Here is a 25790-nt window from a genome sequence, read left to right on the forward strand (position 1 = left end):
GATGCGGGTACCTCTCGACCGGGCGCCCTGGAAGGTCCGGGGCTTCCTCGGCGACGAGTGGCGGCATCACCGCGTCTGGGGCCCGCTGCGCGAACCTGACGCGTGGCTGCCGGCGCGAGTGCCCGGCAGCGTTGTCGACGACCTGTGGCGGGCGAACGTCGTACCGGATCCGTACGTCGGGCTGAACACGCGGGCGATCGAGTGGGTGTCCGAACGGCACTGGGTCTATCGACACGAAATCCGGTTGGATCCACCGCTCGACCGGCAGGCGTACTTGTGTCTGGACGGGGTCGACCACAGCGCCTTTGTCTACCTCGACGGGGTGGAACTGGGGCGGGTGGACGGGATGTTCGTCGCCGGGCGGTTCGACGTCACCTCGCTGTTGCGGGCTTCGGCGGAGCACACGCTGGTGGTTGTCGTGGAACCGGCGCCGGTGAGCGAGCCGCAGGTCGGCGAGACCGGGCGGGTCCGGGTGCACAAGTCGCGGATGACGTACGGCTGGGACTTCTGCCCGCGGCTTGTTCATCAAGGCATCTGGCAGGCGGCTTATATCGAACTGACGGGAGCGGTCCGGGTCCCGTCACTTGTCGTTGGCCCGGACGGGATCGTCGCCAACGAGCCGGTGGAGCTTGTGTTGGCGGATGCCGATGGGGCCGTGGTCGCGACCGGGGACCGGGCGCTGACGGTGCAGGATCCCCGGCTGTGGTGGCCGAACGGGTGCGGCACGCCGTACCTCTATCGGCTGACTGCGACTGTCTACTCCGACGGTGTGGTGAGCGATCGGCGTGAGCTGGACGTCGGGTTTCGTTCGTTGCGGTTCTTCCGGGTTGCGGACGACGCGGCGTCGTACGGGATCGAGGTGAACGGGCGGCGGATCTTCGCCAAGGGCTGGAACTGGGTGCCGCTCGACCTCAGCTACGGCGTACCGCGACCGGACCGGCTCCGGCGGCTGCTGGACCTCGCGGTCGACGCCGGGGTCAATCTGCTGCGCGTGTGGGGTGGCGGGCTGATCGAGACGCCGGAGTTCTACGCCGAGTGCGACCGGCGGGGGCTGTTGGTGTGGCAGGAGTTCTCGCAGTCGAGCTCGGGGATCTCGTCGACGCCGGCCGACGACGATGAGTTCGTCGCGATGATGCGTGCGCAGGCCGAGGAGATCGTGCCGCGGCTGCGGCACCACCCGTCGCTCGCGATCTGGGGCGGGGGCAACGAACTGCAGGCCGGCGAGGGCGAGCCGCTCAACGACGCGCCGGTGTTGCGGGCTTTGGAGGATGTCGTACGGCGACTCGATCCCGACCGGCTGTGGTTGCCGACGTCGCCTACGGGTCCTGCCTTTCTGAACCGGCTCGAGCTGATCCGGCAGGCACCGGATGACCAGCACGACGTACATGGTCCTTGGGAGCACCAAGGACTGCGCGATCACTATGGGTTGTACGACGCGGGGACCGCGCAGCTGCTGAGCGAATTCGGCGTCGAGGGGATGACGATGCCACGGACTCTCGCCCAGGTGGTGCCGGAACCGGAGCGACGGTTGCCGACGCGCGGGCGACCGGTCTGGGACCATCTGGGGCGCTGGTGGAACAACGAGGCGCTGGTCCAGTCGGCGTTCGGTGGCCGGATCCGGGACTTGGGGACGCTCGGGTTGGCGAGTCAGTTCCTGCAGCGTGACGGGCTCCAGTACGCGGTGGAGGCGCATCGGCGACGGTGGCCGGGGTGTGTAGGGACGCTGCCGTGGCAGTTCAACGAGCCGTATCCGAACGCGTGGTGTACGTCGGCCGTCACGCACGCCGGGGAACCGAAACCGGTGTACTTCGGGGTGGCTGCCGCTTATCGCCCGGTGCTGGTGGGTGCGGTGTGTGCGCGGCAGTCGTGGGCTGGTTTCGACGAGCTTCGACTGCCGCTGTGGTTCCACTCCGACAATCCACTCCCGCCGGCGACCGTCACTGCCCGCCTTCTGAGCTTTGGCGGCGCGGAGCTGGCCGCGGTGACGTTCAAGGACGTCTCGGACCCGGTGGCCTTTACCGGCGAGCTGCGTGCTGCGACGCCTTCTGGCCCGTTCGTCGTGGATCTGGAGCTGACGGCTGGTGAGGTGCGGGCCGAGCGCCGCTACATCCTCACCGGTGCTGACGATCTGGGAGAGCTGCTCGACCATCGGATCGAGGTGGAGGCTTCGCTGAGCGGTGACACGTTGCGGGTGCAACACCTGTCGGGTCCGGTGGCACCGTTCGTCCGCATCCGCGACGCGCGCCCGCTGCAAGGTGACACCGCCGGATGGTTGCAGGTATCGGACAGCGGCTTCGTCCTACTCCCCGGCGAGGAACGCACCGTCGCCATCAACTGGCAGGGCACCGCCGCTGAGCACCTGATCACCGTCGACGGCCTCGGCCTACATCCCGCCGAAAGGCACCCCCGATGCACCTGAACGCAACCCTCGAAGCCCCCAACGGCACACCAATCCCACCGTCCCCCAACTGGCACATAACCCTCGACATCACACCCATCAGCGTCCAGGAGCGGGCCGTACACCTCCAAGTCCACTACACCGGCACCACCCCCACGGAAGCCCGCATCCGCCTCCAGCTCGCCGTACCGTCCGCACGAGCGCCGTACTGGCTGATTCCTGGGTTGTTCTACGGTGCGAATCGGGATCCGGCGTGTGGGCGGATCTATCCGCGGTATGCGGCGGGTGAGTTCGACGCGGAGCAGTTGGTTGCTGAACGGTGGGCGTTCCGGGCGGATCGGGCCGCGACGCCGGCGGTCTTCGCGTGGGGTTCGGAGGGCGGCGTGGGGTTGTCCGTCGGCGCCAACACTTCGCTCGGTCTCACCGGGCTCGGCTTCGGCGCCGGGCCGGATCACCCGGCGGCCATCTGGATCTCGTTGCCGTACCGCGAGGAGCCTTTCAGCTACATCGGCGAACCGCATGGCGTCGACGCACTAGCCGACTGCCATCGCTGGGAGCCGGGCGAGCGCCACGAGATCCACGCCAGCCTGTGGACCCTGCCGCCGGACCGCCACAGTTATGCACCAGTGCTCCAAGTGCTACGAGACCGCGAGCGCGCCGCCCACCCGCCGGTCGAACCCTGGGTCGACGTCGCCGAGGCCGCCAAACTGACGGCGTACGGCCTCTGGCGATGGCACTACCGCGAGAACCCCGCCGTACTCATCGAAACCGCCCTCTTCGACCGCGAACTCGCCGGCGACCTCGGCGACCGCGGCGACCGGCTCGCGATGCACGTCGCCTGGGTCAGCGGCATCCCGTACGCACACGCGCTCCTACGCCACGGCCGCCGCGTCGGCAATCCGTCGTACATCGAGGCCGGTACGGCGGTGATCGACCACATCACCGCCAACCTGACACCGACCGGCACCTACTACGGCACCTGGTACGCGGACAACGGCTGGAAGCAGTCATGGACGCCCGTACCCGGCGGACTGCACGCCCGCACGCTGGCGGAAGCAACGCTCTTCACGCTCCGGGCCCTCGCCGTGGAGCCGATCGACCATCCGGCCTGGCGTACGGCGGCACTCAGCAACCTCGAATTCGCGCTCGCCGCACAAGATGCCGAGGGCAACTTCGGAAGCCTGTACCACTACGAGACCGGCGAAGTGCTCTCCCGGCTCGGAGCAGCCGGCCTGACCTGGGTCGGCGCGATGGCGGAAGCCTACGAACTGTTCGGCGACGAACGATTCCTTTCGTCAGCACGCCGCGGAGGCCGGTACTACGCCTCCTTCGTCCGCGACGAGACGCTCTGCGGCGCCCCCGAGGACGTCGACCTCGCACCGACGTCCGAGGACGGGTACGCCGCCTTGTTCGCGTACGTCGGCCTGCACCGGGTCGACCCGTCCGACGAATGGCTGACGCTCGCCCGCCACGCCGCCGACTGGATGCTGACGTTCCGTTACAGCTACGACGTGCAGTTCGGGCCCGAGACCATCCTCGGCGCATACGGCTTCCGCAGCCGCGGCGCGGACCAGGCGAGCCCGTCCAACCAGCACCTGCACAACTACGGCCTGATCTGCACCACCGAACTGGTCACCCTCTCCACCCTCACCGGCGACCCCAGCTACGCGACCTCCGCCGCCGAACACCTCAGATTCGCGCGCCAGTTCATCGCCCGCCACGACGGCGACTTCAACGCCCGCCGCGGAATGCTCACCGAACGCTACTACCAAACCACCTGCTTCGGCCCACCCGGAGCACTCCTCACCCTCTCCCACGCCTGGTGCATAGGCGTCCTCCTCCTAGCCACCGAAGAAGCCCTCACCAACCCCGCCCTGACCGCGCTCGACTGGTGAGGTCAGGCCTTCGTCCATGGGCGGCCGTGCTGGTGGACGATGCCGGCGATGAGAGCCAGCCGGTCGCGGCAGGTCGTCGCGAGCACTGCCGAGGGGTTGTCGGTTTCCAGGGCGGGGGTCCAGAGGGCGCGCCCGGCGAGGGTGCCGGAGGCGCCGCCTCGGCAGGCTAGTTCTACTGCTCGGGGGAAGTCGTCGCGGGCTACGCCGTTGGAGAGGACGACCCATGGGACCGGGAGGGTTTCGGTGAGTTGCTGGCAGGTGGCGATGATGCCGGCTGCGTCGCCGAGGCCGCGGCTCGGGACCTGGGCCTTGTAGAGGTCGGGGCGGACGGGGCCCAGGGCCTCGGCCGCGTCGAGGATCGACTGGTCCAGGTCGAAGTCGTTCTCGCCGTCGGCCGGTTGGACCACGGGCTCCAGGACGGACAGCAGGCCGGCGGCGGCGCAGCGGCGAACGAATTCCTTGGCCATCTCGAGGCGTCGAGTCTGCTGGTCGTCGCGTTTCCAGATCACCAGCAGTTTGAGAGCGACGGCTCCGGCCGCGCGCGCCGCCTCAGGGAAAACGATTTCGTCCAGGTGGGTGTCGGTGACCGGTCCGCCGCGTTCCTGGGTCAGCGCGTCGGCCGCGAGGATCCACCCGGGGCGCGCCGGGGCGTCGTACCCCTGGTCGATCAGGAAGCCGGAGGCCAACGGGGCAAGGTGTTCCGCGACGGCGGCCTTGAAGTTCCGGATCGCCTCCGGGTCGTCGGGGCGGCCGTGATCCGCGAGCATCGTGCGCAGGCTCTCGCGCTGATCCATGGCCACCATCGCGAACGTGCCGTCCGGGTACGCGAGTGCATCCAGCGTCATGACACCACCTTATGGAATCGATGCCAGAACGCGCCATCCCACGTCTCAACCAGGCGCTGGTCGACCTCGAGAGGCGTTGCCTGCAACGGTTCCGCCGGTTGCCCGCCGACCACCTCGGCCGCCATCCGCGCCGCGCCCAGTGCAGCGGTTTCCTGCTCGTGCAGTACTGCGAATTTCCTGCCGGAGGCACACGCTTTTCTGGCCATCCAGCCGCGCAGCCGGACCGGCCCACCGAACGCGACCGTACTGCGCCAGTCGATCCCCAGCAGCCGCGTCTGTTCCTCCGCCATCCAGCGCGCGTGGAAGCTCAGCGCGTCCACCAGCGCCCGCATCTCCTCGGCCGGATCGTCCACCGGCCGCGTCACGTCGTACGTCGACGACGGATCGGGCGCCGGCGCCTGACGGCCCTGAGGGTACGGCGCGATGAAACGATCGCTGGGTGGACCGACGGATTCCAAGACACTGTTCAACCACGTGTAGTCGTAGCCGAGTGCAGCGAGGCGCTGCTCGACCAGGCCGCCGGCTGCACCATTACCGGACACAGCGCAGCCGTGCTGCCCGTCGACGTACCAGCTCATGCTGATGCCTTGCTGACGCAGCTGGTCGTCCAGCATCAGCCCTGAGCTCGGTGTGATGACGGCCTCCGCAGTACCGAGTGAGTCAGCGACCTGCCCCGGCTCCCGCACCCCAGCGGCCCACGCGCCGACCAGGTGGTCGTGGCCGCACAGCACCACAGGCACCCCGTCCGGTGTGGTCGCCGCGACCGTCATCGGCTCGACTACAGCCGGGAGGCGGTCCAGGCCGCCGTACTGCAGCAGCTCCTCGTCCCACTGCCGGCTCTGCAGGTCCAGCACGCCCAGCCGCTGCGCATGGGTGAGGTGCATCGCGAACGAACCTGTCAGCGCTGCCAGCACCAGATCGGGCACACCCGCCCATAGGCGCGTTCTGGCGAGCAGCTCGGGCTGAGTGTCCCGGAGCCACCGCCACGTCACCACAGGGAGCTTCGGACTCAGCCGGAGACCTGTACGGGCGTAGAGCTCAGCCGCACCCAGTTCGGAGTCGAGCCGCTGGGCCTGCTCCACGCCTGGCTGATCACGCCAGGTGATCAGCTTCGTCAGCGGCCGCAGCTCCCGGTCGAGCGGCACGCCGGTCTCGGCCATCGCGGTGATGCCGATAGCATCGACGTGCTGTCCCTCGGACAGCTCCGCGACCAACCGCCGTACGGCGTGCTGCAAGGCCTCCGCGTCGTCCGGCGTACGGACCGAACGTACTGACCCGTCGGGAACTCGGCACACCTTCAGGTTCGTCGTACCGACATCGACACCTAGCGCAATCACGTGCACGACCCTAAACCGCGCATGCGATAGCGTCCGGTGTCTGCAGAACAAAGGAAAGTCATGGGTGAGCTGAGCAAGATCGTTGTCGTCGTACCGACCTACAACGAGCGGGAGAACCTGCCCGTGCTGGCCGGGCTGCTGGCCGACCTGAACCTGCCCGGCCTGGAGCTGCTCGTCGTCGACGACAACTCCCCCGACGGCACGGGCGACGTCGCCGACGAGCTGGCGAAGAAGTCGCCGGAGACCGTCGGCGTCCTGCACCGGACCGCGAAGGACGGCCTCGGCCGCGCGTACGTCGCCGGGATCACCCGCGCGCTCGACGAGGGCGCCGACATTGTCATCCAGATGGACGCCGACCTGTCGCACCCGGCCTCGGTCATCCCGACCATGGTCGAGATGCTGCGCACCACCGACGCCGGCGTGGTGATCGGCTCCCGCTACGTCCCCGGCGGCTCCGCCGCGGCCGAATGGGGCTGGCACCGCCGCGCGCTGTCCGCGTGGGCGAACTTCTACGTGAACGCGATCCTGCGCCTGCACGTGAAGGACGCGACTGCCGGCTTCAAGGCGTGGAAGGCCGACACCCTGCGCTGGATCGACATCGCGTCGATCGAGAGCAACGGGTACTCGTTCCAGGTCGAGATGAACTACCGCACGGTCAAGCGCGGCCTGAAGATCGCCGAGACCCCGATCCGCTTCGAGGAGCGCACCGAGGGCGTCTCGAAGATGAGCCTGAAGGTCCAGCTCGAGTCCGCCCTGATGCCCTGGAAACTCCTCTTCGGCCGCTCCTGACCGACGGCTGGACCGCCGGCTCGGCCGCCTGCTCGATCGGCGGTTGCTAGATCGAGCGGGCGACGGAGGCCAGCATCCGGTCCGCGGCCTTGAAGACCGCGGACCTCGACTCCCGGCGGGCCACGGCGCACACCGTGACCGTCACGTTGTGCACGGTCTCGACGCCGGTCAGCGTCGTACATCTGGCGACCAGCGACACCACGATGCCGTTCTGCGTCGTGATGCGGCCGGAGTACGGCTGCTCGGCCTGCGAGCCGACGTTCGAGTTCGCCGGCGCCATGGTGCGGACCGCGCCCTTCTTGACGCCCTTCATGCGGTCCGCCGCGATCATCTGATCCACTGCCGCGGCAACGCCCAGCCGTGCGGGCCAGCCGGTCGACGGAGCCACCGCGACGAGGACCGCGCCGGGCAACGCGGAAGTCTCGAGCAACACGCTGTACTTCGTCGTCTTGCCCTTGCGCCACCCCGGGGCGGGAGTGACGTAGATGTCGTCGTACACGTGGATGCCGGTGTCGATGTCCTTCAGCGTCCGGCGCCGCTCGCCGACCCCTGGCGGCGTGGTCTGGGACGGGGGCTGCGCCGATTGACTCGGCTGTGACGTCGGCTGCGTGGTCGGCGGTGCGGTGGCCGAGGGCTGCCCCGACGGGTTGGTGAGGCCGTCCGAATACGTCGCGGTCGGGAGCTCGGCCTCGGCGGTGTCGTCGCCGCCGCGGGTGGTGACGAAGACGACTGTGCCGACCAGGAGGAGCAGTACCAGCGCAACGGCGCCGATCGGGAGCCAGACGGCTTTGGAGGGCCTACGGGGCGGCTGCTGGCTGCCTGGGTACTGCGGGCTTTGCTGGTACGCCGGGTTGTTGTGCGGGCCGGCGTGCTGCGACTGCTGGCCGTGCTGCGGCTGGGCGTAGTGCGGTGGCTGGCTGTACTGCGGCTGCCCGTACTGGGGTAGCTGCCCGTACTGCGGCGGCTGGCGATGCTGCGGCGCCTCGCCGTACTGCGGCGGTTGGCCGGGCTGCGCGGGCCCGCCGGGGTACTGCTGCGGCTGGCCGGTCGGCTGCGGTGGCTGGGCCGCGGCGTGCCTTGGCTGCTGGGCGCTGTGCTGTGGGGCTTGGGCGTCGTACTGCGGCTGCTGGGCGTCGTACTGCGACGACGTACCGGTGGCCTGGCGGCCGTACTCCGGTAGCGGGGCGGTGTGTTGCGGCGGGGCGCCGTACGGCTGTTGAGGTGGGCCCTGGGGTGGGGCGGCGTACGGGCGGTGGTCCGGGTTCCAAGCAGGGGGTTGGGGCTCGGTCACGGCGAGGCCTCACTCGATCGTTCAAATATCGGGCTGGACCGGTCCCCGAATCCGGCCGCCTGAGGCTACCCCACCGAACCGCGATCGGCCTACGGTCAGCCGGGGCCGAGTTCGTGAAGGGTCAGCCGTAGCCGAGTTCGTGCAGGCGGGCGTCGTCGATGCCGAAGTGGTGGGCGATCTCGTGCACGACCGTGATGTTCACCTCATCGACGACGTCGTCGACGGTCTCGCAGATCCGCAGCGTCGGATTGCGATAGATCGTGATCCGGTCCGGGAGTACGCCGCCGTAGTAGTGCCCGCGCTCGGTCAGCGGGATGCCCTCGTAGATCCCGAGCAGCTCCGGATCGCCCGCCGGCGGCTCGTCCTCGACGAACACGGCGACGTTGTCGATCAGCGCCGCCAGCTCCTCCGGTACCTCGTCCAGCGCCTGCGCGACCAGCACCTCGAAGTCCGCCCGGCTCATCTCGATCACCCCGCCAGTATCTCGTTTTGGAAGCTGGCGCCGTCTCCTCTATGCTTACGGCTGTCCCTGGAGCTTCGGCTCCCGCGGGTCCGAGTCCCCATCGTCTAGTGGCCTAGGACGCTGCCCTTTCAAGGCGGTAACGCGGGTTCGAATCCCGTTGGGGATACGGCCGAAAGGTCGGTGCAAGAAGTACCTCGAAGATGCTGTAAGATCGTCGAGTCACAAGGCCCAGTGGCGCAGTTGGTTAGCGTGCCGCCCTGTCACGGCGGAGGTCGCGGGTTCGAGTCCCGTCTGGGTCGCCAGGAGAAGGCGGCGGTGTCAAAACACCGCCGCCGAACTTTCTCCCCGGTCAGGTAGCTCAGCTGGTAGAGCGTCCGCCTGAAAAGCGGAAGGTCGGCGGTTCGAGACCGCCCCTGACCACCTCTCTGATCAGCGGAGATGGCAGTCTGTAGTCGAGGTGTGTGGATGAACTGCAGCAATAACTGCAGCAGTAGACTCCTTCTCGGCGTGTCAAGAACTTCGCCCCCAATCCATCGTTCCTCTGCGACACACCGATGCCAGACAAGCTGATTGGCGGCAAACAGCCGCCTTGGGCCATCGTTGTACTCCCGGAAGACAGCGTCGTCGAGTTCGAGGCTCTCCTTCGCCCTGGACTTGAGAGGCACTTCACCCGGGTCGAGTTCGTCTCGACGGAAGGTGCCAGCGACCTCCACCAGGGGGAGTACGACGCGGCCATCGTCATCGGCGACCCTCCGAACCACCTCTCGCGGAATCTGAATGTGCTCCAGTTCGGCGGCTCCTTTCTAGCTGTGGACCCCCAGGCGATTCCCGGCCTCTCTCACGACGACCCGGCATGGTCGAGGTGGCGGCTCTTCTGGTTTGACGGTCCGACAGCAAAACAGTTCCGCATCTCGCAAGCCGCGATCGACGGCGGCTTGGCCGCGCTGGCCGAGGCAACTCTGCGTCCCGCCGAAGGCGTCCGCTACAAGCATCTCGACTGGCAGCTGATCAACGGCTCCGCCGCCGAGCTACCAGTTCACACCGCGCTCACGCCGTTTCTCGTTGATTCAGCGGGGCGTGTGCTCGCGGCACGCTTGCAACGCGGCGACACTCCCGACGACGGTGAACTCTGGTGCCTGCCCGCAGATGCGGCCAACGCAGTCGAGGAGTGGGTAGCGGCCGCGATTCGGCACTGGCGCGCAGCAGGCCAGGAGGCGTTCGCAGACGCCGACGCGTGGACCGAAGACCCATCGTGGACTACACACATCGAAGACCGGTCGACATCGGAGTACCGGACTCGACTGGACGCGATCGAGGTGCAGCGTGCAGAACTGACAGCGGAGCTCGAAGGTCTGTTGGCGGCTCGGGAGGACGCCCGTCGACAGGCGGACAGTAACGAACGCCGGCTGCTCACTGCCCAAGGGCCTGAACTCGTGGAGGAAGTGTCCGCAGCGCTTGGCCGTCTGGGGTTCGAGGTCATCGATGCCGATACCTTGCCGCAGCATTCGAACGGTCGTAAGCAAGAGGATCTCCGAATCACAGATGAGGCGTGGACCTGCCTCGTGGAGATCAAGGGATACGCCAAGGGCAACGCGAAGACTGGTGATCTCCTTCAACTCGGCAAGGCCGTCACGGTCTTCGTCCTGCACGAGCAACGCGAGCCCGATGCTCAGTGGTACGTCGTCAACCAGAGCTTCCAGATGCCTCCAGCCGATCGACCGGAGCCCTTCGCCGGCGCACGCGAGGAGGTCGAGATCTTCGCGGGCAACAACGGTCTCGTGATTGACACGCGTGCGCTGTTTACGCTCGACAAAGACGTACAGGCTGGTGTCCTGACACCGCTTGATGCTCGTCGCATGCTGCGCGAGGCGCGGGGGGTCCTGCGTTACCCATCGGGTTCGGAGGAGGGGGGCGCGTAAGTACGCCCCCCTCCGGAACAGCCTTACGCCAGGTGCTCCTGCAGCTTCCGCAGCGCCTCGCGCTTGTCGTCCAGCGACGTGTGCGCGTAGATCGTCATCGTCACGTCCAGGTTGGCGTGACCCACGATCGCCTGCACGATGTGCGGCGGCACCTTGAGTCCGAGCAGCAGCGTCACGCAGCTGTGCCTCAGGTCGTGCAGCCGTACGCCGTCCAGGCCGGCGGCGGTCCTCAGCGGGTACCAGCTGCGTCGCAGGTTGTCCGGCTCGATCGGCGTACCGATCTCAGTGGTGAAGACGTAGCCGGTGTCCTTCCAGACCGCGCCCGCCGACTTGCGTTCGCGGTTCTGCCGCTCTTGGTGCTCGCGCAGATCGGCAACGCAGCGGGCGATCAGCGGGACGGTTCGCCGGGATCGGCGGGTCTTCGGAGTGACGGCCCGGAGTTCACCGTCCACCCGCTGGAGGGTCTGCCGGATCTCCAGAAACTCGTTGTCCAGATCAACGTCTTCCCATCGCAGCCCGAGCAGTTCACCTCGTCGCAAGCCCAGGTAGAGCGCGAGGGTGTAGAGGGCTTTCAGCCGGTTGTTCTCTGCTGCGACGCGGAGTTTGCGGGCCTGGTCGGCGTTGAGTCCCCGGTTCACCTCGTAGGTCGCGCCGCGCACCTGGACGAGCTTGGCGACGTTGCGCTGGACGAGTTCCTCGCGCACCGCGGCTTGCAGTGCGTTCCGCAGTACGGAGTGGATTTGCTCGACCAGACGGTCTGATGGGGTCTTGTGGCAGCACCGGCCGACCGCGCAGCACTTGGCCTTCGCGCCCCGGCGCTTGTCGTAGCCGTGCAGGCAGCACAGGCAGGTGTTTGCGACGCGCTGCATGAACATTCGCACGTCGGCGCCGTTGAGCTTGTGCAGCTTCTTGCGGCCCAGCACCGGGATGATGTGGACCCGCGCCACAACTTCGTAGCCCTGGTGGGTTTTTGGCTTGCGCGACGGCTTTACGACGTATTCCAGCCAGTGGTGCAGGAACGCCTCCAGCGTCCAGTTGGTGGCTTCGGCCGGAATGCCCTGGTCGGACCTGGCCTGGAGGTTGCGCAGCTTCGTGGTGACCACGGCTTCGGTCTTGCCGGTGACGACCTTGCGCCGGCGGGTGCCGTCCGGCATCAGTACGTAGGCGGCACCGACCCACAGGTTGTCCTCGGTACGCTGGTAGACGGAGCCTTGTCCGTTCGATCTGCGGGTGCGCTTCCTGCGCGGGGTGGTGGTCACGCGGCGGTCCCCTCTTCGAGCAGGGTGATGGCTTCTTCGAGTGCCGAGACGCGCACGAGTCGGCGGGCGCCGATCTTGACGGTCTTCAGCTTGTTGGTGCGGATCAGGTCGTAGAGCGTGGATCGGTGGATGTTGAGCCGCTGTGCGGCTTCGTCGGTGGTGATCAGCAGGCGCTCGATCTCGGTCGGGGGCTGGTCGGTCATCGGGATGTTCCTCCGAGTGGATTGCTGGTTGGTTGACGTGACCTGCCGGGACAGCCGGGACAGGTGCCGGGGTGGGGTGTCCCGGCTCGATCGGGGTGAAACCGCAGGTCAGAGCGTTGCCGGGACAGCCGGGACAGCCGGGACAGTTCACGGCGCGTCACCTGTCCCGGCGTCTGGTGGTGCGGCGTACCGGCCGTCTGCGACCCGGACGAGGTGACCGCGGTTCTCCATCCGGGCGCAGGTCTTGCGGGTGTTGCCGATGTCGAGGCCGGTGGCGTCGGAGATCTCCTTCGGGCTGGCGCCTTGGTGGCCTCGGACGTAGCGCAGGATCACCGCGCTGGTGTCGTGCACGGTGTGTTCGAGAACCGGTCCGTCGAGCAGTGACCAGGTGCCGGTGGGCTGGTCGAACTTCAGGGCCCGTTCGGCTTCTTCCACGTCGCGGCCGGTGGTCTTGAGTACGGCGTCGGCTTCATGGCGCGAGCGGGACAGGACGTGGATGGTGTCGGCGGCACCGGCGATGCCGTTGGTGCCGGACAGTTCCTCCAGGAAGTCGTCGGCGGCCATCTTGCGGGTGTGGTGCACGAGCACGACGGCGATGCCGTATTCGTCGGCGATGGCTTTGGCGAGTCCGGCGGCTCGGTAGTCGTCGCTGTAGGCGTTCGATCCGGGGGCCTGGCCGCGGACCTTGGCGAACACGTCGATGACGACCATGCGCGCGTCGGGGTGGGTGTCGAGCCAGGCGCGGATCATGTCCGCTCCCCCGGCAGAAAGGTTGGGGCAGGCGGTGGGCAGGTACAGCCCGGCGGGTGCGGGTGCGCCGTCGAGCACCTTGAGGATGCGGCCTTGCAGACGGCGCGGGTTGTCCTCCAGTGCCAGGTAGAGCACCGGGCCGGCGGCGCAGTCGATCGCGTGCAGCGCCCGATACCCGCCCGCCACGGCGACCGCCCAGCCGAGCGCGAGCCACGACTTGCCGACCTTCGGCGCCCCCGCGAGCACCGAAAGTCCTTCCGGGACCAGGCCAGTGATGGCCCAATTCGGCTCGGGGAAGTCGTGGTGCACGAGCCGGTCGGCGGTCCAGGCGTCGGCGAACGGGTGCAGCGGGCGTACGTTGCTGCCCAGCTGGTCGCCGTGGTGACCGCCGCTGTAGGTGCCGGGGTCGAGCGGGTTGGCGGTCACGCCGATTCCTCCCACAGGGATGGTTGGGCGCCGAGCGGCCGGTTGGACCACAGGGCCTCGGTGCGGATGCCGTGGCGGTTGGCTTGGCCGGTGAACGCGGCCAGGTCGAGGCGGTGCCAGCCGTCGTACAGGTCGTCGTAGAGGGCACTGGGGTAGCCGGACAGCACGACCGCGGCTCGGCATCCGCGCAGTGCGTCGGCCAGGTCTCGGTGCTCGTCCTCGCCGCTCATCTCGACGGCGTACTGCCGCGATGACCGGGTGGTTCCGAGGTAGGGCGGGTCGGCGTAGATGCACACGCCGGGGTGGCGTCCGTAGTCGGCGATCACGTCGAGCGCGGGCCGCGATTCCAGGCTGACTTTGCGGAGCCGGTCGAGCGCCGGCGTCATCCGTTCGACGTAGGCGGCCAGGTAGTCCGGCATCGAGACCGGTGAGCGCCCGGCCGGGTTCTGGAAGTGCCGCCACCCGGTTCGGCGCCGGGTGCCGCCCCGGCCTTGGGTGAGTTGCACCCACACCCGCCGCGCGGTCTCCAAGTCATCCAGGTCATCGGTCAGGTGGTAGGCGGCCAGGTGCTCGGCGCGGCTGTGCGGGGTGAGGTAGCAGGCCCGGGCCAGTTCCTCGCCCCGGTCGCGTAGCACCCGCCAGAACGTCATCAGCGCCCCGTCGAGGTCGTTCACGGTCTCGAACCGCACCGGCGGTTTCGCCAGCAGCACGGCCAGCGACCCGGCGAACGGTTCGACGTAGTGCGAGTGGATCGGCAAGAGGTTCACCAATTGGGCCGCCTTGGTCGTCTTCCCGCCGTAGTAGGCGAACGGCGGCGCGGTGGTCGTCACGCGGCCACCGCCGATCCGGCGTCGAGGTCGCTGGTGTCGTAGCCGAGTGCTTCGGCGGTGGCGGCGATCAGGTCGCGGGCGGCGGGTGGGGTGACGGCGTTGCCGAGCTGGCGGACTCGTTCGCGCTTGTTGCCGAGCACGACGTAGCCGGGGGTGAACGCCATCCCGGCGGCGATCTCGTGCGGTTCCAGCATCCGGAACAGGCAGTCCTCGACGGCCGGGGTTGCGTACTCGAGCAGGGACTGGTGCCCGGCGGTGGTGAGGGTCCGTAGCGGTTCGCCGACCGGGGTGGACATCTCGGCACCATCGCCCCGGGCGGTGTTGTTGCGCATCACCAGGGCGTAGCGGTCGCGGGTGGTGAAGGTGCCGTGCGGGTCGTCGGTGGTCCGGGCGGTGGCGTTGCCGTAGTAGGGCATCAGCAGGCCGTGGTGGTTGCCTGCGGCGGCGAACGTGTCGAACACCTGGCCGACACCCTTGGCGGTGTTGTTGGCGCGCAGCGGGATCACCATCGGGGTCACGAGGGCTTCGGACTCGGTCGCGGTCCGGGTCCGCATCACCTCGGTGACCGGGGTGCCGGTGTCGTTCCAGGTGCCGCCGGCGGGCACCAGCAGCGCGTTTTCGTTGCGGGTGGTCTGAGTCCGCAGTACGGCGGTGACGGGCATGGCCTGCTTGCCGTCGCGGCCCTCCATCGGCACCACCAGCGGCGCACCGAGCCGCGCCTGCCGGTCGAGCGCGGCGGCGATCCGGGCCATGGTCTTAGCGGCCAGCGGGCGGGCCTTGTCGCCGATCCGCTCACCGGTCAGGGACCAGTCGATCGCGGACGCGGCAGGCAACCAGCCCGGCTCCACGACCTGGTTGCGGCAGGCCACATTCGGGCAGCGCCACACGTACTGCGCGCGGTAGCGGCCCCACGCCTTGTCGGGCTTCTTCCACGCCTGCATCGCCCGCACCAGCTGGTCGCAGCCCGGGCAGTACGCCAGCGGCCGGGTCCACCGGTTCAGGTCCGGGCAGCGGGTCTTCTTCAGGTGCGCCACGACGTACATCCGGTCCCTGGACTGCGGGGCGGGCAGCCCGCCGGCCTGGGCGTGCATGCTGTTGAGGTAGACGATGTGCAGGCAGTAGCCGAGTGCGTCGAACCCGGCCCGCCACGACGGCCACAGCACCCACTTGGCCGCGTCTACGACGTTCTCCACGATCACCACGGGGTAGCGGTGGTGCTCGGTGAACCGCAGCACGTCCCACATCGTCGCCCTTGACCGTTCGGCGGCCTCGTCGGGCAGGGTCTCGCCGAACAGGTCCGGGGTGGCGTCGATGTTGCGTTTGCGGCCCTTGGCCTGGGAGTGGTTCGTGCACTCCGGGGAGAACCAGGCGCCATCGGTGCGCGGGTAGCGGCGCGGATCGACCTGCGACAGGTCGGCACACTCGTGGTCGGTGTTCGGGTGGTTGGTGTTGTGCGTCTCGACGGCCAGCCGCCAGTGGTTCGCGGCCATCCGCACGGTCACGCCGGGAACCTGGATCGCGCCGGTGCTCGATCCCCCGGCCCCGCAGAACAGGTCGGTCCAACTCATCGCGAAACTCATCAGGCGGCTACCTTCCGGGGTCGCTTCGCACCGGCGCGCAGGCCGGACGTGATCGTCTTGTGGGCTTGGGTTTCGCTGTGCGGTTCGGGACAGGTCGCGGCCAGCCGGTGTTCGGCGTCCAGCAGGGCGGCGTACACCTCGGCTTCGGTGAGCGCGCCCCCGGCGACCAGGCGGCCCAGGTTCTGCGCGGCCATGAACAGGGCACTGTTGTGCTCGCCCGCGTCGGCGGTGACGACGTGGCGGCACTCGTCGGTGACGGCCCGGTCCAAGTAGGCCGACCGTCGCCCGGTGTGCACCTGCGCCGGCCGCGCCGGACTGGGTACGACGGTCGGGGCGGTGAGGCGATGTTTGAGCCAGCTGGGCAGCGGCGCCGGGGCCACGTCGTGGACCAGGGTGTAACGGTTGCCCGCGACAACCGATCCGGCGGCCACGACGTACCCGCCGCCGGCGCGGGTATCGACCAGCCACCCCAGGCCGCGGCCTCGGGTGCCGCCGGTATTGCGCAACTGCACACCCGCGTCCAGGGCGGGGGCGGTGAAGTACAGGTGAAACCCGCCGCGCCCGGTCTGGACGGTGTAGGTGTCGGACGGGAAAGGCTGCCCGGCGTCGGCGCACAGGTCGGCGAACACGTCGCACCCATCGGTGATCCCGGGCCGCTGCCACGCCTCGGGCGCGGTCTGGCCGGGCTTGGGCTGGTCCAGGTCGATCACGACCAGGCCAGCGGGTCCGCAGGCGATCGCGACGCCGTGGCGGGCGTGGCCCGGCCAGTTCCACCACCGGGTCAACCGGGCCTCGTCGGTGGTCGCGGCGGTCTCCCACGCCTCGATCGCGGGCACCTTCGCGCCCGGAACGAGGGGGAACACCGGCCAGCCGCGCCGGGCCGCGTCGAGCGCGACGGACAGGTTGGGCAGGTTCGGGATCACGTTGCCTCCAAGTCGATTTCGGGTCGGTTACGGTCTCCGGTAGCCGGGCCGGTCCAGATGCGCGCGGCCCGGCCACCGGGCTTCAGGGTTGGGTCAGAACGGCGGTTCGCCGCTGTCCTGTCGGGTCCACGGGTCGCCACCACCAGCACCGGCCGCGCCGTTCGCGGCGGCGCCTGCGGTGGCGGGCTGACGGTTGGCGTTGGCCCACGGGTCGTCCGGGTTGCCGCTGGTCTTCGCGGCGCGGGTGGCCTTGGTGACCTTGGCGGTGGCGAACGTCAGCGACGGGCCGATCTCGTCGACCTCCAGGTCGATCGAGGACCTCTTGTCGCCCTCGGGGGTCTCCCAGTTCGACTGCCGCAACCGCCCGGTCGCGATCACCCGCTGCCCGCGCTGGAGCGATTCGGCGACGTTCTCGGCGACCTGCCGCCACGCGGTGGCCCGCAGGAACAGCGTGTCCCCGTCCACGTATTCGCTCGCGGCCTTGTCGTAGCGGCGCGGGGTCGAGGCGATCGAGAACCGGGCCAGCGCGGCGCCGGACGGGGTGAAGCGCAGTTCGGGGTCGTCGGTCAGGTTGCCGACGATGGTGATGATCGTTTCGTTGCTCATGGCTCCTACTTGCCTTCCGTGTCGGTGCTGCGGGGATCGGTGTTGCGGGGGTTGGTGGTGGTGTGGCTGCGCAGTTCGAGGTAGACGCGGACACCAAACGAGCCGCGGTTGGGATAGGCCCGGTCGGCCCCGGCCACGTCGAACTCGGCGCGCAAGTGCTCGACCAGGTGGGTGATGTCGTCGGGCTCGCCGGACAGCCGGACCTTGATGGCCATCAGCGGTGCCACCAACGCACCCGCCGGGCGGCCTTCTCGAACCGGCGACGGGCCTTGACCGCGTCGGGGGTTTCGTTGTTGTCGGAGTAGCGGTTCAGGTCGGCCAGCGCCTCGTTGTACTCCTCGCGCGGGCTGAGCTTCTTCTTGCTCGTCTCGGTCTTCGCCACGGTCATGAGTCCTTTCGGGTGGTGGGTCAGATGGCGTTGCGGCGGGTGCGTTCGGCGTGGTTCCACAGGCGCCTGCCGATCCGCAGGCGGCGGCCGGTGCCTTTGCAGCGGGGGCAGTCGCGCCAGGCCTTGCCGTTGGGCGCGTGCAGCCTGCCGAGTCCTTTGCAGCGCCCGCATGCCCGGAACGGCCAGATGCGGCAGGTGAGCAGGTACAGGCCGCTGATCCCGGCACCGACAGCGATCAGCAGCACCGTGCCCCCGGCGGTGATCAGCGCGACCAGCGACACCGCCTCGGGCACGAGCGGGGCCAGCGGAGCCAGCGTGGTGGCCATGGCGGGAATCACCGGCCGTTCCGGGTGGCGGCGTCGCCGGTGAGCCGGTGGTCGCGGCAGCGTGCGCGCGCCAGCCGGATGGCCTCGTAGGCGAACGTCTGCGGGTCGGTGGCGTAGACCTGCGCTCGCTCGTACGGGCTGCGGTTGACGGCTCCGACGACCCAGCACATCCCGAACCCGCCGATCCGGTGGCCGTGCTCGTCGGGGGTGTCGGCGGCGTCCACACCGGCGGCGCGCGCGGCCTGGCCCAGGACCTTGTCGGCGTGGTGGGGTTCGCGCAGCCGGAGCGCGATTCGGGCCGGGATGGCGTCGATCAGGTCGGTCGGCAGGTACGGCAGGTAGGGCGACTTGACGCCGAGCACGAGGCTGACCCCGGCCGCCTGGCCACGGATCGCGACCCGGGTCAGCGCGTCGGTGAAGGCGCGGGCGTCGTCTTCGCTGGTGCACCAGCGGATCGCGTCACCGATGACGGCGACGTGGCGCGCCATCCCGCTCAGGTCGGCGGCGATCCCGGCGGCGGCGACCTTGCTGGTCCAGGCCGTGGGCAACAGCCGGTGCAACTCGGGTACGGACCGGACCGGCGCAACATCCAGGCCGGCGGCGGCGATGTCGGCGTTCAACCGCGCCAGCAGCTTGGCGCGGCGGTCGATCTCGGCGGCCAGCTGCGTCAGGTCCTCGATGACGATGCGCGCGGTCGAGCCGCCGTGGCCAGCGGTGTTGATGTAGCGGTGTGCCAGGCCGCGCAGCGCGACCAGGTCGCCGATCGAGTCGGGCTCGTAGACGTGGACGCGGGTGGTGGGGAAGCGGGCGTGGTGCAGTGCGACCGTGCGCACGGCGGTGGTGACGAAGGTGCGGGGGTCGCCCGCGATCAGCACGTGCTTGTCGCGCGGGATGCTGACCGGTTGCCCGGTGGCGTCCAGGCCGATCGGTATGTCGTTGGCCGGGGTCTGCCGCGCCCGCAGCCGTGGCGCGGGCGGTATCGCGGCGCCGAACCCGCCCGGCGACTGCGGAGAGTCACCGTTTAGGCGGTCGCGGAGGGTCTTGAGGGTGGTCGCGAGAGTGCGCATGAGCGGGCTCCTGTGGCCGTCTGTGGGCCGTTGCGGGGTCGGGTTAGCACTAGCGGCTGTGCGGGGGGTCAAAGGGGCTCCTGGGGCCTGTTTTGGCCGTTTTTGGCATGAGTCGACTGACCCGTTAGACCTGATGTCTTCGCAGGTCACGGGCTGGTTCGGGTTGCTAGCGGGGGTGCTAGGTCTAGCGGGGCCAGGTGCTAGGAACTCCGGATATTGGCTGGGCCCCGCTAGGACCGTGCGGCGGCTAGCCGCGGGATGGAGTTGTCAGGTGTTGGCAGGGGTCAGGCGCTCTCCTCCCCACTCATCTCGTCGTCACTTTCAGTGACGGGATTGCTGGTCTTCTTGGCCTGGCCGGCGGCGCGGCGGGCCTTGTCGAGGTCGGCGCGGGCGAAGCCGCGTCGGTTCGCGCCCTTGCCGGTGGCGTCGGTGAGCCAGACCTGTCCGGTGGTGATGCCGTGCGGCTTGAGCGCGTTGGACAGGCCGGTGGCGTCCCAGCCGCGGTACACGTCCGGGCGCAGGTCGGCCAGGCGGTCGCAGATGGTCTCGGACCAGACCTTGTCCTCACCCGGGGCGAGGACGGCGGCGATGTCGTCCAGCAGCGAGTACCGCGGCCCGGTCGTGGTCTGCGGGGTCTCTCCGGCGGCCTGTCCGGACAGGGTCCCGGCCTTCTCGCGCAGCTGGTGGGCGCGCTTGCCGATCGCCTCGGCGGCGGGACCGTCGATGTAGTAGGAGCGGACGGTCTGGTGGGAGTCGCCGTGACCGAGCAGGATGCCGATGCCCTTGTCCTTGGCCTTGAACTCGGTGGCCCGGATGCCGGCCTTGTAGGTCGAGGTCCCGAGGACCATGTCGTTCGCGGTCTGGTCCATCACCCGCAGGCAGAACCGGATGCCCATGTTCGAGGAGATCGCGGTCGGCAGGGACTTGCTGTCGGGCTTCTGGGTGGCCAGGACCAAGATGATGCCCAGGGCGGGACCGCGCTTGATGATCTTCTCGCACAGATCGGCCGCCTCGCTCCCGAACTCGTCCGACTTGAACAACTCCTGGCACTCATCGACCATCAGCAGGATCGGGAACAGTCCCAGCGACTTGTTGGCCGCCAGTTCCGGGGTGACCTTGTTCTCCGGGCACTTGTCCTTGGGGAGGGACTTGATCACCTTCGCGCGGCGGGACAACTCGACGTTGGCGATCTCGCGCAGTCCCGCCATCGTGGCTTCCAGGTCCTCGGTCTCGGCGGGACCGGAGTGGTACCGGTGGCAGCAGTCCTCGATCGAGGCCAGGTCGCCGGTGCCCTTGAGTTCGTACACGTACAGGCGCACCAGCGGGTCCAGCGCGGCGGCCAGCGCGATCACCCGCAGCGCGAACGTCTTGCCGTAGCGCGGCATCGCGCCGATCAGCATGTTGGCGAACATCAGCAGCAGCGACACCGTGCGGCCCCGCTGGTCGGTCGCGAACGCGAACGGCTCGAACAGGTCTGCCTTGCCCTTGCGGGCCAGCGGCCAGTTGGCGGCCGGGGATTGGGCCATGTCCTTGTCGCCCACCCACAGCACCAGGCGGCCCTCGTGCTGGTTCGGGTCCGGCTCGGGCCACACGCAGCCCAGCGGCCGGCGCAGCGCTGAGGCGAGCGCGGAACGCTTCTCCATGATGTCGTTCGCGGTCACGCCGTGCGGCAGGTCGATGTCGGCGCGCCATCCCGGACCCTCGCGGGTGATCGGCGCGGGGAACGTGATCCCGCGACCGGACTTCACGGCGTTGTTCAGCAGCGAGTTGTTCAGGCTGCCGAGTGCCCGGATGATCATGTCGGAGGTGAGTTCCGGGACCTTGCCGGTGACCACGGCGCGACCGAACAGGGGCTTGTCCTCGGTCCCGCCCCGGACCCCCAGCCAAGCAGCAGCCGCGGTACCGAGCAGGACCGCGACCGGGACCGGAGCGGCGAACACCACCACCGCGAGTCCCGCCAGGACCGGGACCGCGAGCACACCCGACATCGCCAGCCGGGCCTTCTGCCGCTCGGCGGTCTTCTGGGACAGCTTCATGTGCTCGATCGCGTCGGCCTTGCGGACCGCCTCGGCGCGCAGCGGCCGGGTCTCGGCGTCGGTCACCCAGCGGGTGTAGTCGCGCAGCACCCGCGCACCGCCACGCGGCACCCGCACCGCGACCCGGCCCGCATACAGCGGCGTACGCACGGCGTGGAACTTCGCCTTGTGCTTGGCCATGTCACCCACCCACCGAATCGCGGCCTTGCGGGTCGCGGCGTCGCTGACCCACAACGGGATCGGCGCCCGACGCTCATCGGTGCGGTCCCACGGGAACAGCCCCGGGACCGAACCCGCCACAGGGTCCACCCGCACCGGCCGAACCTCGGCACCCTCCTCTTCGTCATCGTCGGGGTCTACGTCGTAATCGGCCGGCGCCACCGACTCCGCAGCCGGAACCGCCCGGGCGATCACGTCCTGCACCCGCGGGCGGGTCTCGTTGTCGGCCTGGGCATCGGTCGCGTCCGAGTCGGTCCGGACGGTCTCGCGGTGCAGCGGGACCACCTCACCCATGCCGATGTGGTCGTTGTCGTCGGGCCGCTGGCCGCGGTCCTGGTCGTCGTTCTTGCGGCCGATGAAGCGCATCAGGCGGCCTCTCCTTCGATCTCGTCCGGGATGGTCGTGCCGGGGGTGTCGATGTCGTCGGTGGTCGCGGCCGATGTGATGTCGGCCGCCACCGCCTGGCGGTCAGGCGTTGTGGCGTCGGTGGTGGTGTCGGTGGTTTCGGTCTTCCAGTCGCGCGCCCACCGGCGACCCAGCGACGGGTCAACCTCGGCGACCCGGGCCAGCTCGCCGCCGGTCGGTTCCCGGCCCGCCGCGAGCTCGGCATCCCAGTGCGCCCGGGCCTTGTCCTTGCCCGTCGTCTTGCCGGTGGTCTTCCCACCGCGCTTGCCTGCCGGGCGGGCCGGGGCCTTGCGTGCAGGTCGCTTCCGGCCCGGGGTGGTCGGGGCTGTGTCAGTGGCCGGTTCGGTCGCCTGGTCGGCGGTCGGCTGGTCCGACTCGAGTGCCGGGGTCGGCTCCGGCGGGGCGGTGGGCTCGGCGAGAGGCGCTGCGGTCGGGTTGGCCTCGGCGGCGGTGCGCTCTGCGCGCAGCACGGCTTCGGTGAGCCGGTCGCGCAGCACCGGCGCGGTTTCGGCAGCGCAGAACACCAGCAGCGGCGGCACCGAGTGCAGCACGATCCCGGCCACGTCCAGCCGCACGAACGAATGCCAGGTGTTCATCGCGTACGTCGCGGCGAACGCGAACCGTTTCGTCCGTCCGATCCACTTCGTGTGGTCGCTGACCTGGTAGCGCGCGGTGATCTGCTCGGCGCGCAGCACCGCGATCAGCACCAGCGACACCATCGGGTCCAGCAGCCACGCAGCCAGCCACGGCAGCGACCAGGAGGCCGCGCCGGCGGCAGCGAACGCCTGCACGTTGACCATCGTGAACGCCAGCCCGAGCACGATCCCGACCCACATCAACACGTCCACCTGAGTGCGGATCGACTCCACCCGCAGCGCGATCACGTCCGGATGCGTGGACAGCGCCCGCACCTGCGACGCCTGCGCGGCGGACTCGCGCAGCTTGTCCACACCGGACGACTTCGCGTTGCCAGCGGCAACCAGTGGCGTGCTCATCGCTGGATCTCCTCGTCGTCGTCGGGGAGGTGGTAGCCCTGGGCGTTGATGGCCAGTTGGGCGGCGGCCAGCAGTTCGGCCGTGCGCCTCGCGTGCTCGGCGGCCTGCCGCAGTGCCTCGGCGGCCATCGCGACGCTCGCCTTGGGGTCGCGGTTGTTGTCGTACACGTCGTAGGTGGTCAGCGAGTCCCGCAGACCTCCGGCGATCTGCCCGGCCAGCTGGGCCAGGCCGAACCCCGCGCCTTGCAGGTTGCCGAGCAGGCTGTAGGCCAGTGGTGCCGGGATGGTGCGGTAGGTGCCGTGGTTGAGGGCACGGATCGCCTCGTAGGCGTCGTCGGCGTGCTGGACCAGGCGCTCGTCGTTCGTCATGCGGTCGTTCATCAGGCAGCGTCCTTGAAGTCGGTGCGGTCACAGGTCTGGTTTGCGCCGTCGCGGGCCGGGAGGATCGCCATCACCGGCACCGGGGCGCAGGACTCGCAGATCGCGAACACCACGCCGGCCACGTCCATCCGCCGCCGGGTCCGCCGCAGCGCGCACGCCTCGCACAGGCGGTCGGTGCCCTCGGCAACCCGCAGCACCAGATCGCGCGGTGCGGTGGTGTTGTAGCGCTTGCGGTTCATCGGGTTCTCCAGTCAGGGAAGAGATCAGGCCGCGTCAGCGGTCATGTCGGCAGTCGCGTCGGCGGTCGGGAGCAGGTCGCGGCCGGTGGCCCAGTCGTCGCGGCGGTTGGTGTCCCGGCGAGCCGATCCGGGCGAGCGCACCTCGGACGGGTGCTTGATGTAGCGGCCCGCGAGGATGCCGTGCGCCGGCGGATTCGTGAGCCGGTACGCGTCGCACAGCCCGAACACGGGGCACGCGGTGCGGCACAGGTTCGCCGCGCGGAACACGTCCTCCCGCGTCACCTGGCCTTCGGAAAAGTCCGCGTCCCAGGTCGCCGGGTCGGTCAGGCACGGCACCGTCACGCCGTCGTCATAGGCAGACCGGATACCGGCGTGCAGGTTCCGCTCCGCGCGGGCCTGGGCTTGTGTGTAGGCGGGTCCGGGCAGCCCGGCGTCGTCCAGCGACCCGTACTCGTGGCGCACCACGGCCTTGGTGGTCTCGTCGTCGGCCAGCGACACCGTCACGACCGGGACGGCCACAGCGAGGGGGTGGGGGGTGTTCATGCGGCGTCGCCTCCGGTCAGGTCGAACAGGTCGAGTTGGTCGGTGTGGTCGGCGGCGTCCTGCTCTGCAGCCTTGGTCGCGGCCCGTTTCGCGCCGGCCTGGCAGCCCGCGCACAGCGCCACCAGTTCGGCGCCGGTGACCGCCGCGTGCAGGGACGCGGTCGGGTCGGCCGCGTCCACCGCCAGCGGGTGCGCCGATCCGTGGTTGGTCCCGCAGCGCCCGGCGGTCTTGACGTGGCCCTTGCCGCACTGGCCGGTGCACTCGCACCGCCAGCCCGCCGCGACCATCGCGGACTGCCAGGTCTCGGCGCCGACCATCGGCGGCCGGAACGGGTCGAACGCGGCCGACGCTTCGCCGGTCATGCCGCGTCACCTCCCGGCCGGGCGAACTCCAGCACCCGGGCGCTGGGGAGCGTGGTGGCGCGGTAGGTGGCCAGGTCGATGACCGGCGCCAGCGTCCCCGGCTCCACAACCGGTGCGGCGGCGACGGGGTGGGCGGTGGTCAGGTGCTCGTCGGCGGCGGTCAGCGCGTCGGCCCAGCTGGTAGCGCGGCCGGTGCACGGCCACACCACGGGCGAGCAGAGACACGTCCACTCCCAGCGACCCGGCGCGGCCCTCCGAACCCGGCACGGCCGGTCGATGTGCAGCCCGGTCATGACGACACCGCCTGACCGGACGAACGCTCAGCGGGATTGATCAGCAGCGACGTGGACAGCACCGCCGACAGGAACCCGCCGATCCCGACCGCCAGACCGACATGGTCGATGCGGGCCGCGACCGCCATCGGGACACCGGCCACAACCGCCAGCGCGGGCAGGTACGGCAACAGCCGCTCGCCGTCCTCGGCGGCCCACACGAACCGCCACGCCGTCTCGCCGATCTGCATGGTCACGAACAGCAGGACCAGCACCCGCACGACCACGGACCGGTCGGCCAGGTCGATCCCTGCGACCATCGCCAGCACCAGGCCGGTGCACAGAGTGAACAGCACCGCCGCCACGCGAGCGACCACGCGGGCGGCCATCACGCCACCTCCCGCGCCTGGTCGTCACCACGGCGACGCCACGACGGACCGAGCACGAGGTTCGCCGCACGGCCCTGGTCGATCGCCTCGCGCAGTACCGGCGTGATGTCGGCCTGCGTCCAGCGCATCGAGTCCCACAGATCGGCCGCCTCGTCGCGGACCACCACAACGGGGCCGGGCGTCGATCCGAACCGCTCCAGGCGGCGCTGCGACTCCAACCACGCGGCCACGTCCAGCCGGTAACGGCGCGAACCGAACCGGCCCTTGCGGACCTCCCAGCCCCGCGCCTTGTGCGAGGCGTCCGACGCGGCGTACAGCGCGTCCATCACGCGTCCCCAGACCGCCCGGACGCTCACCGGCCACCACCGTTGAACAGCGTGTTGCCGATGTCGCCGATCACGTTCCGCGTGCCGTCGGTGAACGACTGCGACGGACGCTCCAGCGGCCCGTTGCTGGCCGCGATCGTGATGCCCAGCATCAGCGCAACCACCGCGACCAGCCCGGCAACGAAGTTCTTCCAACACATCAAGACCAGCGCCGACAGCAGCACCAGCCCGAAGATTGCCAACTCCATGCTTGCGTCCTCTCCACTGAAAAGCTGGATCCCAGTTCCGCCTGTACCTACAGACCTGTACCAACAGGGGGTACGTCAAAC

29 protein-coding genes and 3 tRNA genes are annotated in these 25790 nt (G+C 69.5%); 7 read left to right on the forward strand and 25 right to left on the reverse strand.

What is annotated here, in order from left to right:
* The first annotated feature begins 1 nt into the window (after position 1).
* On the forward strand, positions 2-2419 hold the full coding sequence (locus ABN611_RS08695) for a glycoside hydrolase family 2 TIM barrel-domain containing protein (protein WP_350279293.1): 2418 nt from the start codon (positions 2-4) through the stop codon (positions 2417-2419).
* Complete coding sequence (locus ABN611_RS08700) at positions 2410-4293, forward strand: hypothetical protein (protein ID WP_350279294.1); 1884 nt, start codon at positions 2410-2412, stop codon at positions 4291-4293. Before ABN611_RS08695 ends, ABN611_RS08700 begins: the two co-directional genes overlap by 10 nt.
* Positions 4294-4295: 2 nt before the next feature.
* On the opposite strand, the gene ABN611_RS08705 is transcribed toward ABN611_RS08700, so the two are convergent.
* Together ABN611_RS08705 and ABN611_RS08710 are read right to left on the reverse strand one after the other, a co-directional pair.
* The gene (locus tag ABN611_RS08705) at positions 4296-5138 is read right to left on the reverse strand and encodes a hypothetical protein (RefSeq protein ID WP_350279295.1); all 843 of its coding nucleotides are present in this window, start codon (positions 5136-5138) and stop codon (positions 4296-4298) included.
* Entirely contained in the window at positions 5135-6475 is a 1341-nt protein-coding gene (locus ABN611_RS08710) for an FGGY family carbohydrate kinase (RefSeq protein ID WP_350279296.1), read from the reverse strand. The genes ABN611_RS08705 and ABN611_RS08710 overlap by 4 nt, the downstream gene beginning before the upstream one ends.
* A 60-nt stretch (positions 6476-6535) precedes the next feature.
* Between ABN611_RS08710 and ABN611_RS08715 the strand changes: the two genes are divergently transcribed.
* Positions 6536-7264 carry a polyprenol monophosphomannose synthase gene (locus ABN611_RS08715; RefSeq protein ID WP_350279297.1) on the forward strand — a complete coding sequence of 243 codons (729 nt, stop codon included), beginning with the start codon at positions 6536-6538 and terminating at the stop codon, positions 7262-7264.
* 46 nt (positions 7265-7310) lie between these two features.
* Here the strand turns inward: ABN611_RS08715 and ABN611_RS08720 are convergent, their stop codons facing one another.
* Both ABN611_RS08720 and ABN611_RS08725 read right to left on the reverse strand, forming a co-directional pair.
* Positions 7311-8555 (reverse strand): hypothetical protein, encoded by a 1245-nt coding sequence (locus tag ABN611_RS08720; RefSeq protein WP_350279298.1) that lies wholly within the window; start codon positions 8553-8555, stop codon positions 7311-7313.
* Between the two features lie 121 nt (positions 8556-8676).
* Positions 8677-9018: a metallopeptidase family protein gene (locus ABN611_RS08725; protein ID WP_350281612.1), complete on the reverse strand. Its 342-nt coding sequence runs from the start codon at positions 9016-9018 to the stop codon at positions 8677-8679.
* Between the two features lie 93 nt (positions 9019-9111).
* On the opposite strand from ABN611_RS08725, the gene ABN611_RS08730 reads away from it, so the two are divergent.
* From ABN611_RS08730 to ABN611_RS08745, 4 genes are all read left to right on the forward strand, one after another.
* Positions 9112-9184: transfer RNA gene (locus ABN611_RS08730), tRNA-Glu, on the forward strand.
* A 59-nt stretch (positions 9185-9243) separates the two neighbouring features.
* Positions 9244-9320 (forward strand) — tRNA-Asp (locus tag ABN611_RS08735).
* A gap of 45 nt (positions 9321-9365) precedes the next feature.
* Positions 9366-9438: transfer RNA gene (locus ABN611_RS08740), tRNA-Phe, on the forward strand.
* 134 nt (positions 9439-9572) lie between these two features.
* A complete protein-coding gene (locus tag ABN611_RS08745; RefSeq protein ID WP_350279299.1) occupies positions 9573-10937 on the forward strand; it encodes a hypothetical protein in 1365 nt (454 codons plus the stop codon).
* A 23-nt stretch (positions 10938-10960) separates the two neighbouring features.
* Here ABN611_RS08745 and ABN611_RS08750 read toward each other — a convergent pair whose 3' ends face one another.
* The 21 genes from ABN611_RS08750 to ABN611_RS08850 form a co-directional block, all read right to left on the reverse strand.
* The gene (locus tag ABN611_RS08750) at positions 10961-12196 is read right to left on the reverse strand and encodes a tyrosine-type recombinase/integrase (protein ID WP_350279300.1); all 1236 of its coding nucleotides are present in this window, start codon (positions 12194-12196) and stop codon (positions 10961-10963) included.
* Complete coding sequence (locus ABN611_RS08755) at positions 12193-12399, reverse strand: helix-turn-helix domain-containing protein (protein WP_350279301.1); 207 nt, start codon at positions 12397-12399, stop codon at positions 12193-12195. The genes ABN611_RS08750 and ABN611_RS08755 overlap by 4 nt, the downstream gene beginning before the upstream one ends.
* Positions 12400-12546: 147 nt before the next feature.
* Positions 12547-13575 carry an AAA family ATPase gene (locus tag ABN611_RS08760; protein WP_350279302.1) on the reverse strand — a complete coding sequence of 343 codons (1029 nt, stop codon included), beginning with the start codon at positions 13573-13575 and terminating at the stop codon, positions 12547-12549.
* A complete protein-coding gene (locus tag ABN611_RS08765) occupies positions 13572-14405 on the reverse strand; it encodes a DNA adenine methylase (RefSeq protein WP_350279303.1) in 834 nt (277 codons plus the stop codon). Before ABN611_RS08765 ends, ABN611_RS08760 begins: the two co-directional genes overlap by 4 nt.
* Positions 14402-15985 (reverse strand): DNA cytosine methyltransferase, encoded by a 1584-nt coding sequence (locus ABN611_RS08770; protein ID WP_350279304.1) that lies wholly within the window; start codon positions 15983-15985, stop codon positions 14402-14404. The genes ABN611_RS08765 and ABN611_RS08770 overlap by 4 nt, the downstream gene beginning before the upstream one ends.
* Positions 15985-16908 (reverse strand): bifunctional DNA primase/polymerase, encoded by a 924-nt coding sequence (locus ABN611_RS08775; RefSeq protein WP_350279305.1) that lies wholly within the window; start codon positions 16906-16908, stop codon positions 15985-15987. The genes ABN611_RS08770 and ABN611_RS08775 overlap by 1 nt, the downstream gene beginning before the upstream one ends.
* Positions 16909-17001: 93 nt before the next feature.
* Positions 17002-17514: a single-stranded DNA-binding protein gene (locus tag ABN611_RS08780; RefSeq protein ID WP_350279306.1), complete on the reverse strand. Its 513-nt coding sequence runs from the start codon at positions 17512-17514 to the stop codon at positions 17002-17004.
* A gap of 5 nt (positions 17515-17519) precedes the next feature.
* The gene (locus ABN611_RS08785; protein ID WP_350279307.1) at positions 17520-17729 is read right to left on the reverse strand and encodes a hypothetical protein; all 210 of its coding nucleotides are present in this window, start codon (positions 17727-17729) and stop codon (positions 17520-17522) included.
* The gene (locus tag ABN611_RS08790) at positions 17729-17902 is read right to left on the reverse strand and encodes a hypothetical protein (protein ID WP_350279308.1); all 174 of its coding nucleotides are present in this window, start codon (positions 17900-17902) and stop codon (positions 17729-17731) included. Before ABN611_RS08790 ends, ABN611_RS08785 begins: the two co-directional genes overlap by 1 nt.
* A 20-nt stretch (positions 17903-17922) precedes the next feature.
* Entirely contained in the window at positions 17923-18228 is a 306-nt protein-coding gene (locus ABN611_RS08795) for a hypothetical protein (RefSeq protein WP_350279309.1), read from the reverse strand.
* An 8-nt stretch (positions 18229-18236) separates the two neighbouring features.
* Entirely contained in the window at positions 18237-19295 is a 1059-nt protein-coding gene (locus ABN611_RS08800; protein ID WP_350279310.1) for a hypothetical protein, read from the reverse strand.
* 284 nt (positions 19296-19579) lie between these two features.
* Positions 19580-21916, reverse strand: a complete 2337-nt coding sequence (locus ABN611_RS08805; protein ID WP_350279311.1) for a cell division protein FtsK — start codon at positions 21914-21916, stop codon at positions 19580-19582.
* Positions 21916-22950, reverse strand: a complete 1035-nt coding sequence (locus ABN611_RS08810; RefSeq protein WP_350279312.1) for a hypothetical protein — start codon at positions 22948-22950, stop codon at positions 21916-21918. Before ABN611_RS08810 ends, ABN611_RS08805 begins: the two co-directional genes overlap by 1 nt.
* Positions 22947-23330, reverse strand: coding sequence for a hypothetical protein (locus tag ABN611_RS08815; protein WP_350279313.1), 384 nt, complete (start codon positions 23328-23330; stop codon positions 22947-22949). The genes ABN611_RS08810 and ABN611_RS08815 overlap by 4 nt, the downstream gene beginning before the upstream one ends.
* Positions 23330-23569, reverse strand: a complete 240-nt coding sequence (locus ABN611_RS08820) for a hypothetical protein (RefSeq protein ID WP_327639556.1) — start codon at positions 23567-23569, stop codon at positions 23330-23332. The genes ABN611_RS08815 and ABN611_RS08820 overlap by 1 nt, the downstream gene beginning before the upstream one ends.
* A gap of 24 nt (positions 23570-23593) precedes the next feature.
* Positions 23594-24112, reverse strand: a complete 519-nt coding sequence (locus ABN611_RS08825; RefSeq protein WP_350279314.1) for a hypothetical protein — start codon at positions 24110-24112, stop codon at positions 23594-23596.
* Positions 24109-24474 (reverse strand): hypothetical protein, encoded by a 366-nt coding sequence (locus ABN611_RS08830; RefSeq protein ID WP_350279315.1) that lies wholly within the window; start codon positions 24472-24474, stop codon positions 24109-24111. The genes ABN611_RS08825 and ABN611_RS08830 overlap by 4 nt, the downstream gene beginning before the upstream one ends.
* On the reverse strand, positions 24471-24767 hold the full coding sequence (locus ABN611_RS08835; protein ID WP_350279316.1) for a hypothetical protein: 297 nt from the start codon (positions 24765-24767) through the stop codon (positions 24471-24473). Before ABN611_RS08835 ends, ABN611_RS08830 begins: the two co-directional genes overlap by 4 nt.
* Positions 24764-25135, reverse strand: a complete 372-nt coding sequence (locus ABN611_RS08840; RefSeq protein WP_350279317.1) for a hypothetical protein — start codon at positions 25133-25135, stop codon at positions 24764-24766. Before ABN611_RS08840 ends, ABN611_RS08835 begins: the two co-directional genes overlap by 4 nt.
* On the reverse strand, positions 25135-25491 hold the full coding sequence (locus ABN611_RS08845) for a hypothetical protein (RefSeq protein WP_350279318.1): 357 nt from the start codon (positions 25489-25491) through the stop codon (positions 25135-25137). Before ABN611_RS08845 ends, ABN611_RS08840 begins: the two co-directional genes overlap by 1 nt.
* On the reverse strand, positions 25488-25709 hold the full coding sequence (locus tag ABN611_RS08850; protein WP_350279319.1) for a hypothetical protein: 222 nt from the start codon (positions 25707-25709) through the stop codon (positions 25488-25490). The genes ABN611_RS08845 and ABN611_RS08850 overlap by 4 nt, the downstream gene beginning before the upstream one ends.
* Positions 25710-25790: the final 81 nt, after the last annotated feature.

The organism is Kribbella sp. HUAS MG21, assembly GCF_040254265.1.
Lineage (GTDB): Bacteria > Actinomycetota > Actinomycetes > Propionibacteriales > Kribbellaceae > Kribbella.

Coding starts and splice junctions, on each gene's coding strand:
- ABN611_RS08695 (WP_350279293.1), top strand. CDS start 2: ATGCGGGTACCTCTCGACCGGGCGCCCTGGAAGGTCCGGGGCTTCCTC.
- ABN611_RS08700 (WP_350279294.1), top strand. CDS start 2,410: ATGCACCTGAACGCAACCCTCGAAGCCCCCAACGGCACACCAATCCCA.
- ABN611_RS08705 (WP_350279295.1), bottom strand. CDS start 5,138: ATGACGCTGGATGCACTCGCGTACCCGGACGGCACGTTCGCGATGGTG.
- ABN611_RS08715 (WP_350279297.1), top strand. CDS start 6,536: ATGGGTGAGCTGAGCAAGATCGTTGTCGTCGTACCGACCTACAACGAG.
- ABN611_RS08725 (WP_350281612.1), bottom strand. CDS start 9,018: ATGAGCCGGGCGGACTTCGAGGTGCTGGTCGCGCAGGCGCTGGACGAG.
- ABN611_RS08745 (WP_350279299.1), top strand. CDS start 9,573: ATGCCAGACAAGCTGATTGGCGGCAAACAGCCGCCTTGGGCCATCGTT.
- ABN611_RS08755 (WP_350279301.1), bottom strand. CDS start 12,399: ATGACCGACCAGCCCCCGACCGAGATCGAGCGCCTGCTGATCACCACC.
- ABN611_RS08770 (WP_350279304.1), bottom strand. CDS start 15,985: ATGAGTTTCGCGATGAGTTGGACCGACCTGTTCTGCGGGGCCGGGGGA.
- ABN611_RS08780 (WP_350279306.1), bottom strand. CDS start 17,514: ATGAGCAACGAAACGATCATCACCATCGTCGGCAACCTGACCGACGAC.
- ABN611_RS08785 (WP_350279307.1), bottom strand. CDS start 17,729: ATGGCCATCAAGGTCCGGCTGTCCGGCGAGCCCGACGACATCACCCAC.
- ABN611_RS08790 (WP_350279308.1), bottom strand. CDS start 17,902: ATGACCGTGGCGAAGACCGAGACGAGCAAGAAGAAGCTCAGCCCGCGC.
- ABN611_RS08795 (WP_350279309.1), bottom strand. CDS start 18,228: ATGGCCACCACGCTGGCTCCGCTGGCCCCGCTCGTGCCCGAGGCGGTG.
- ABN611_RS08800 (WP_350279310.1), bottom strand. CDS start 19,295: ATGCGCACTCTCGCGACCACCCTCAAGACCCTCCGCGACCGCCTAAAC.
- ABN611_RS08805 (WP_350279311.1), bottom strand. CDS start 21,916: ATGCGCTTCATCGGCCGCAAGAACGACGACCAGGACCGCGGCCAGCGG.
- ABN611_RS08810 (WP_350279312.1), bottom strand. CDS start 22,950: ATGAGCACGCCACTGGTTGCCGCTGGCAACGCGAAGTCGTCCGGTGTG.
- ABN611_RS08815 (WP_350279313.1), bottom strand. CDS start 23,330: ATGAACGACCGCATGACGAACGACGAGCGCCTGGTCCAGCACGCCGAC.
- ABN611_RS08820 (WP_327639556.1), bottom strand. CDS start 23,569: ATGAACCGCAAGCGCTACAACACCACCGCACCGCGCGATCTGGTGCTG.
- ABN611_RS08825 (WP_350279314.1), bottom strand. CDS start 24,112: ATGAACACCCCCCACCCCCTCGCTGTGGCCGTCCCGGTCGTGACGGTG.
- ABN611_RS08830 (WP_350279315.1), bottom strand. CDS start 24,474: ATGACCGGCGAAGCGTCGGCCGCGTTCGACCCGTTCCGGCCGCCGATG.
- ABN611_RS08835 (WP_350279316.1), bottom strand. CDS start 24,767: ATGACCGGGCTGCACATCGACCGGCCGTGCCGGGTTCGGAGGGCCGCG.
- ABN611_RS08840 (WP_350279317.1), bottom strand. CDS start 25,135: ATGGCCGCCCGCGTGGTCGCTCGCGTGGCGGCGGTGCTGTTCACTCTG.
- ABN611_RS08850 (WP_350279319.1), bottom strand. CDS start 25,709: ATGGAGTTGGCAATCTTCGGGCTGGTGCTGCTGTCGGCGCTGGTCTTG.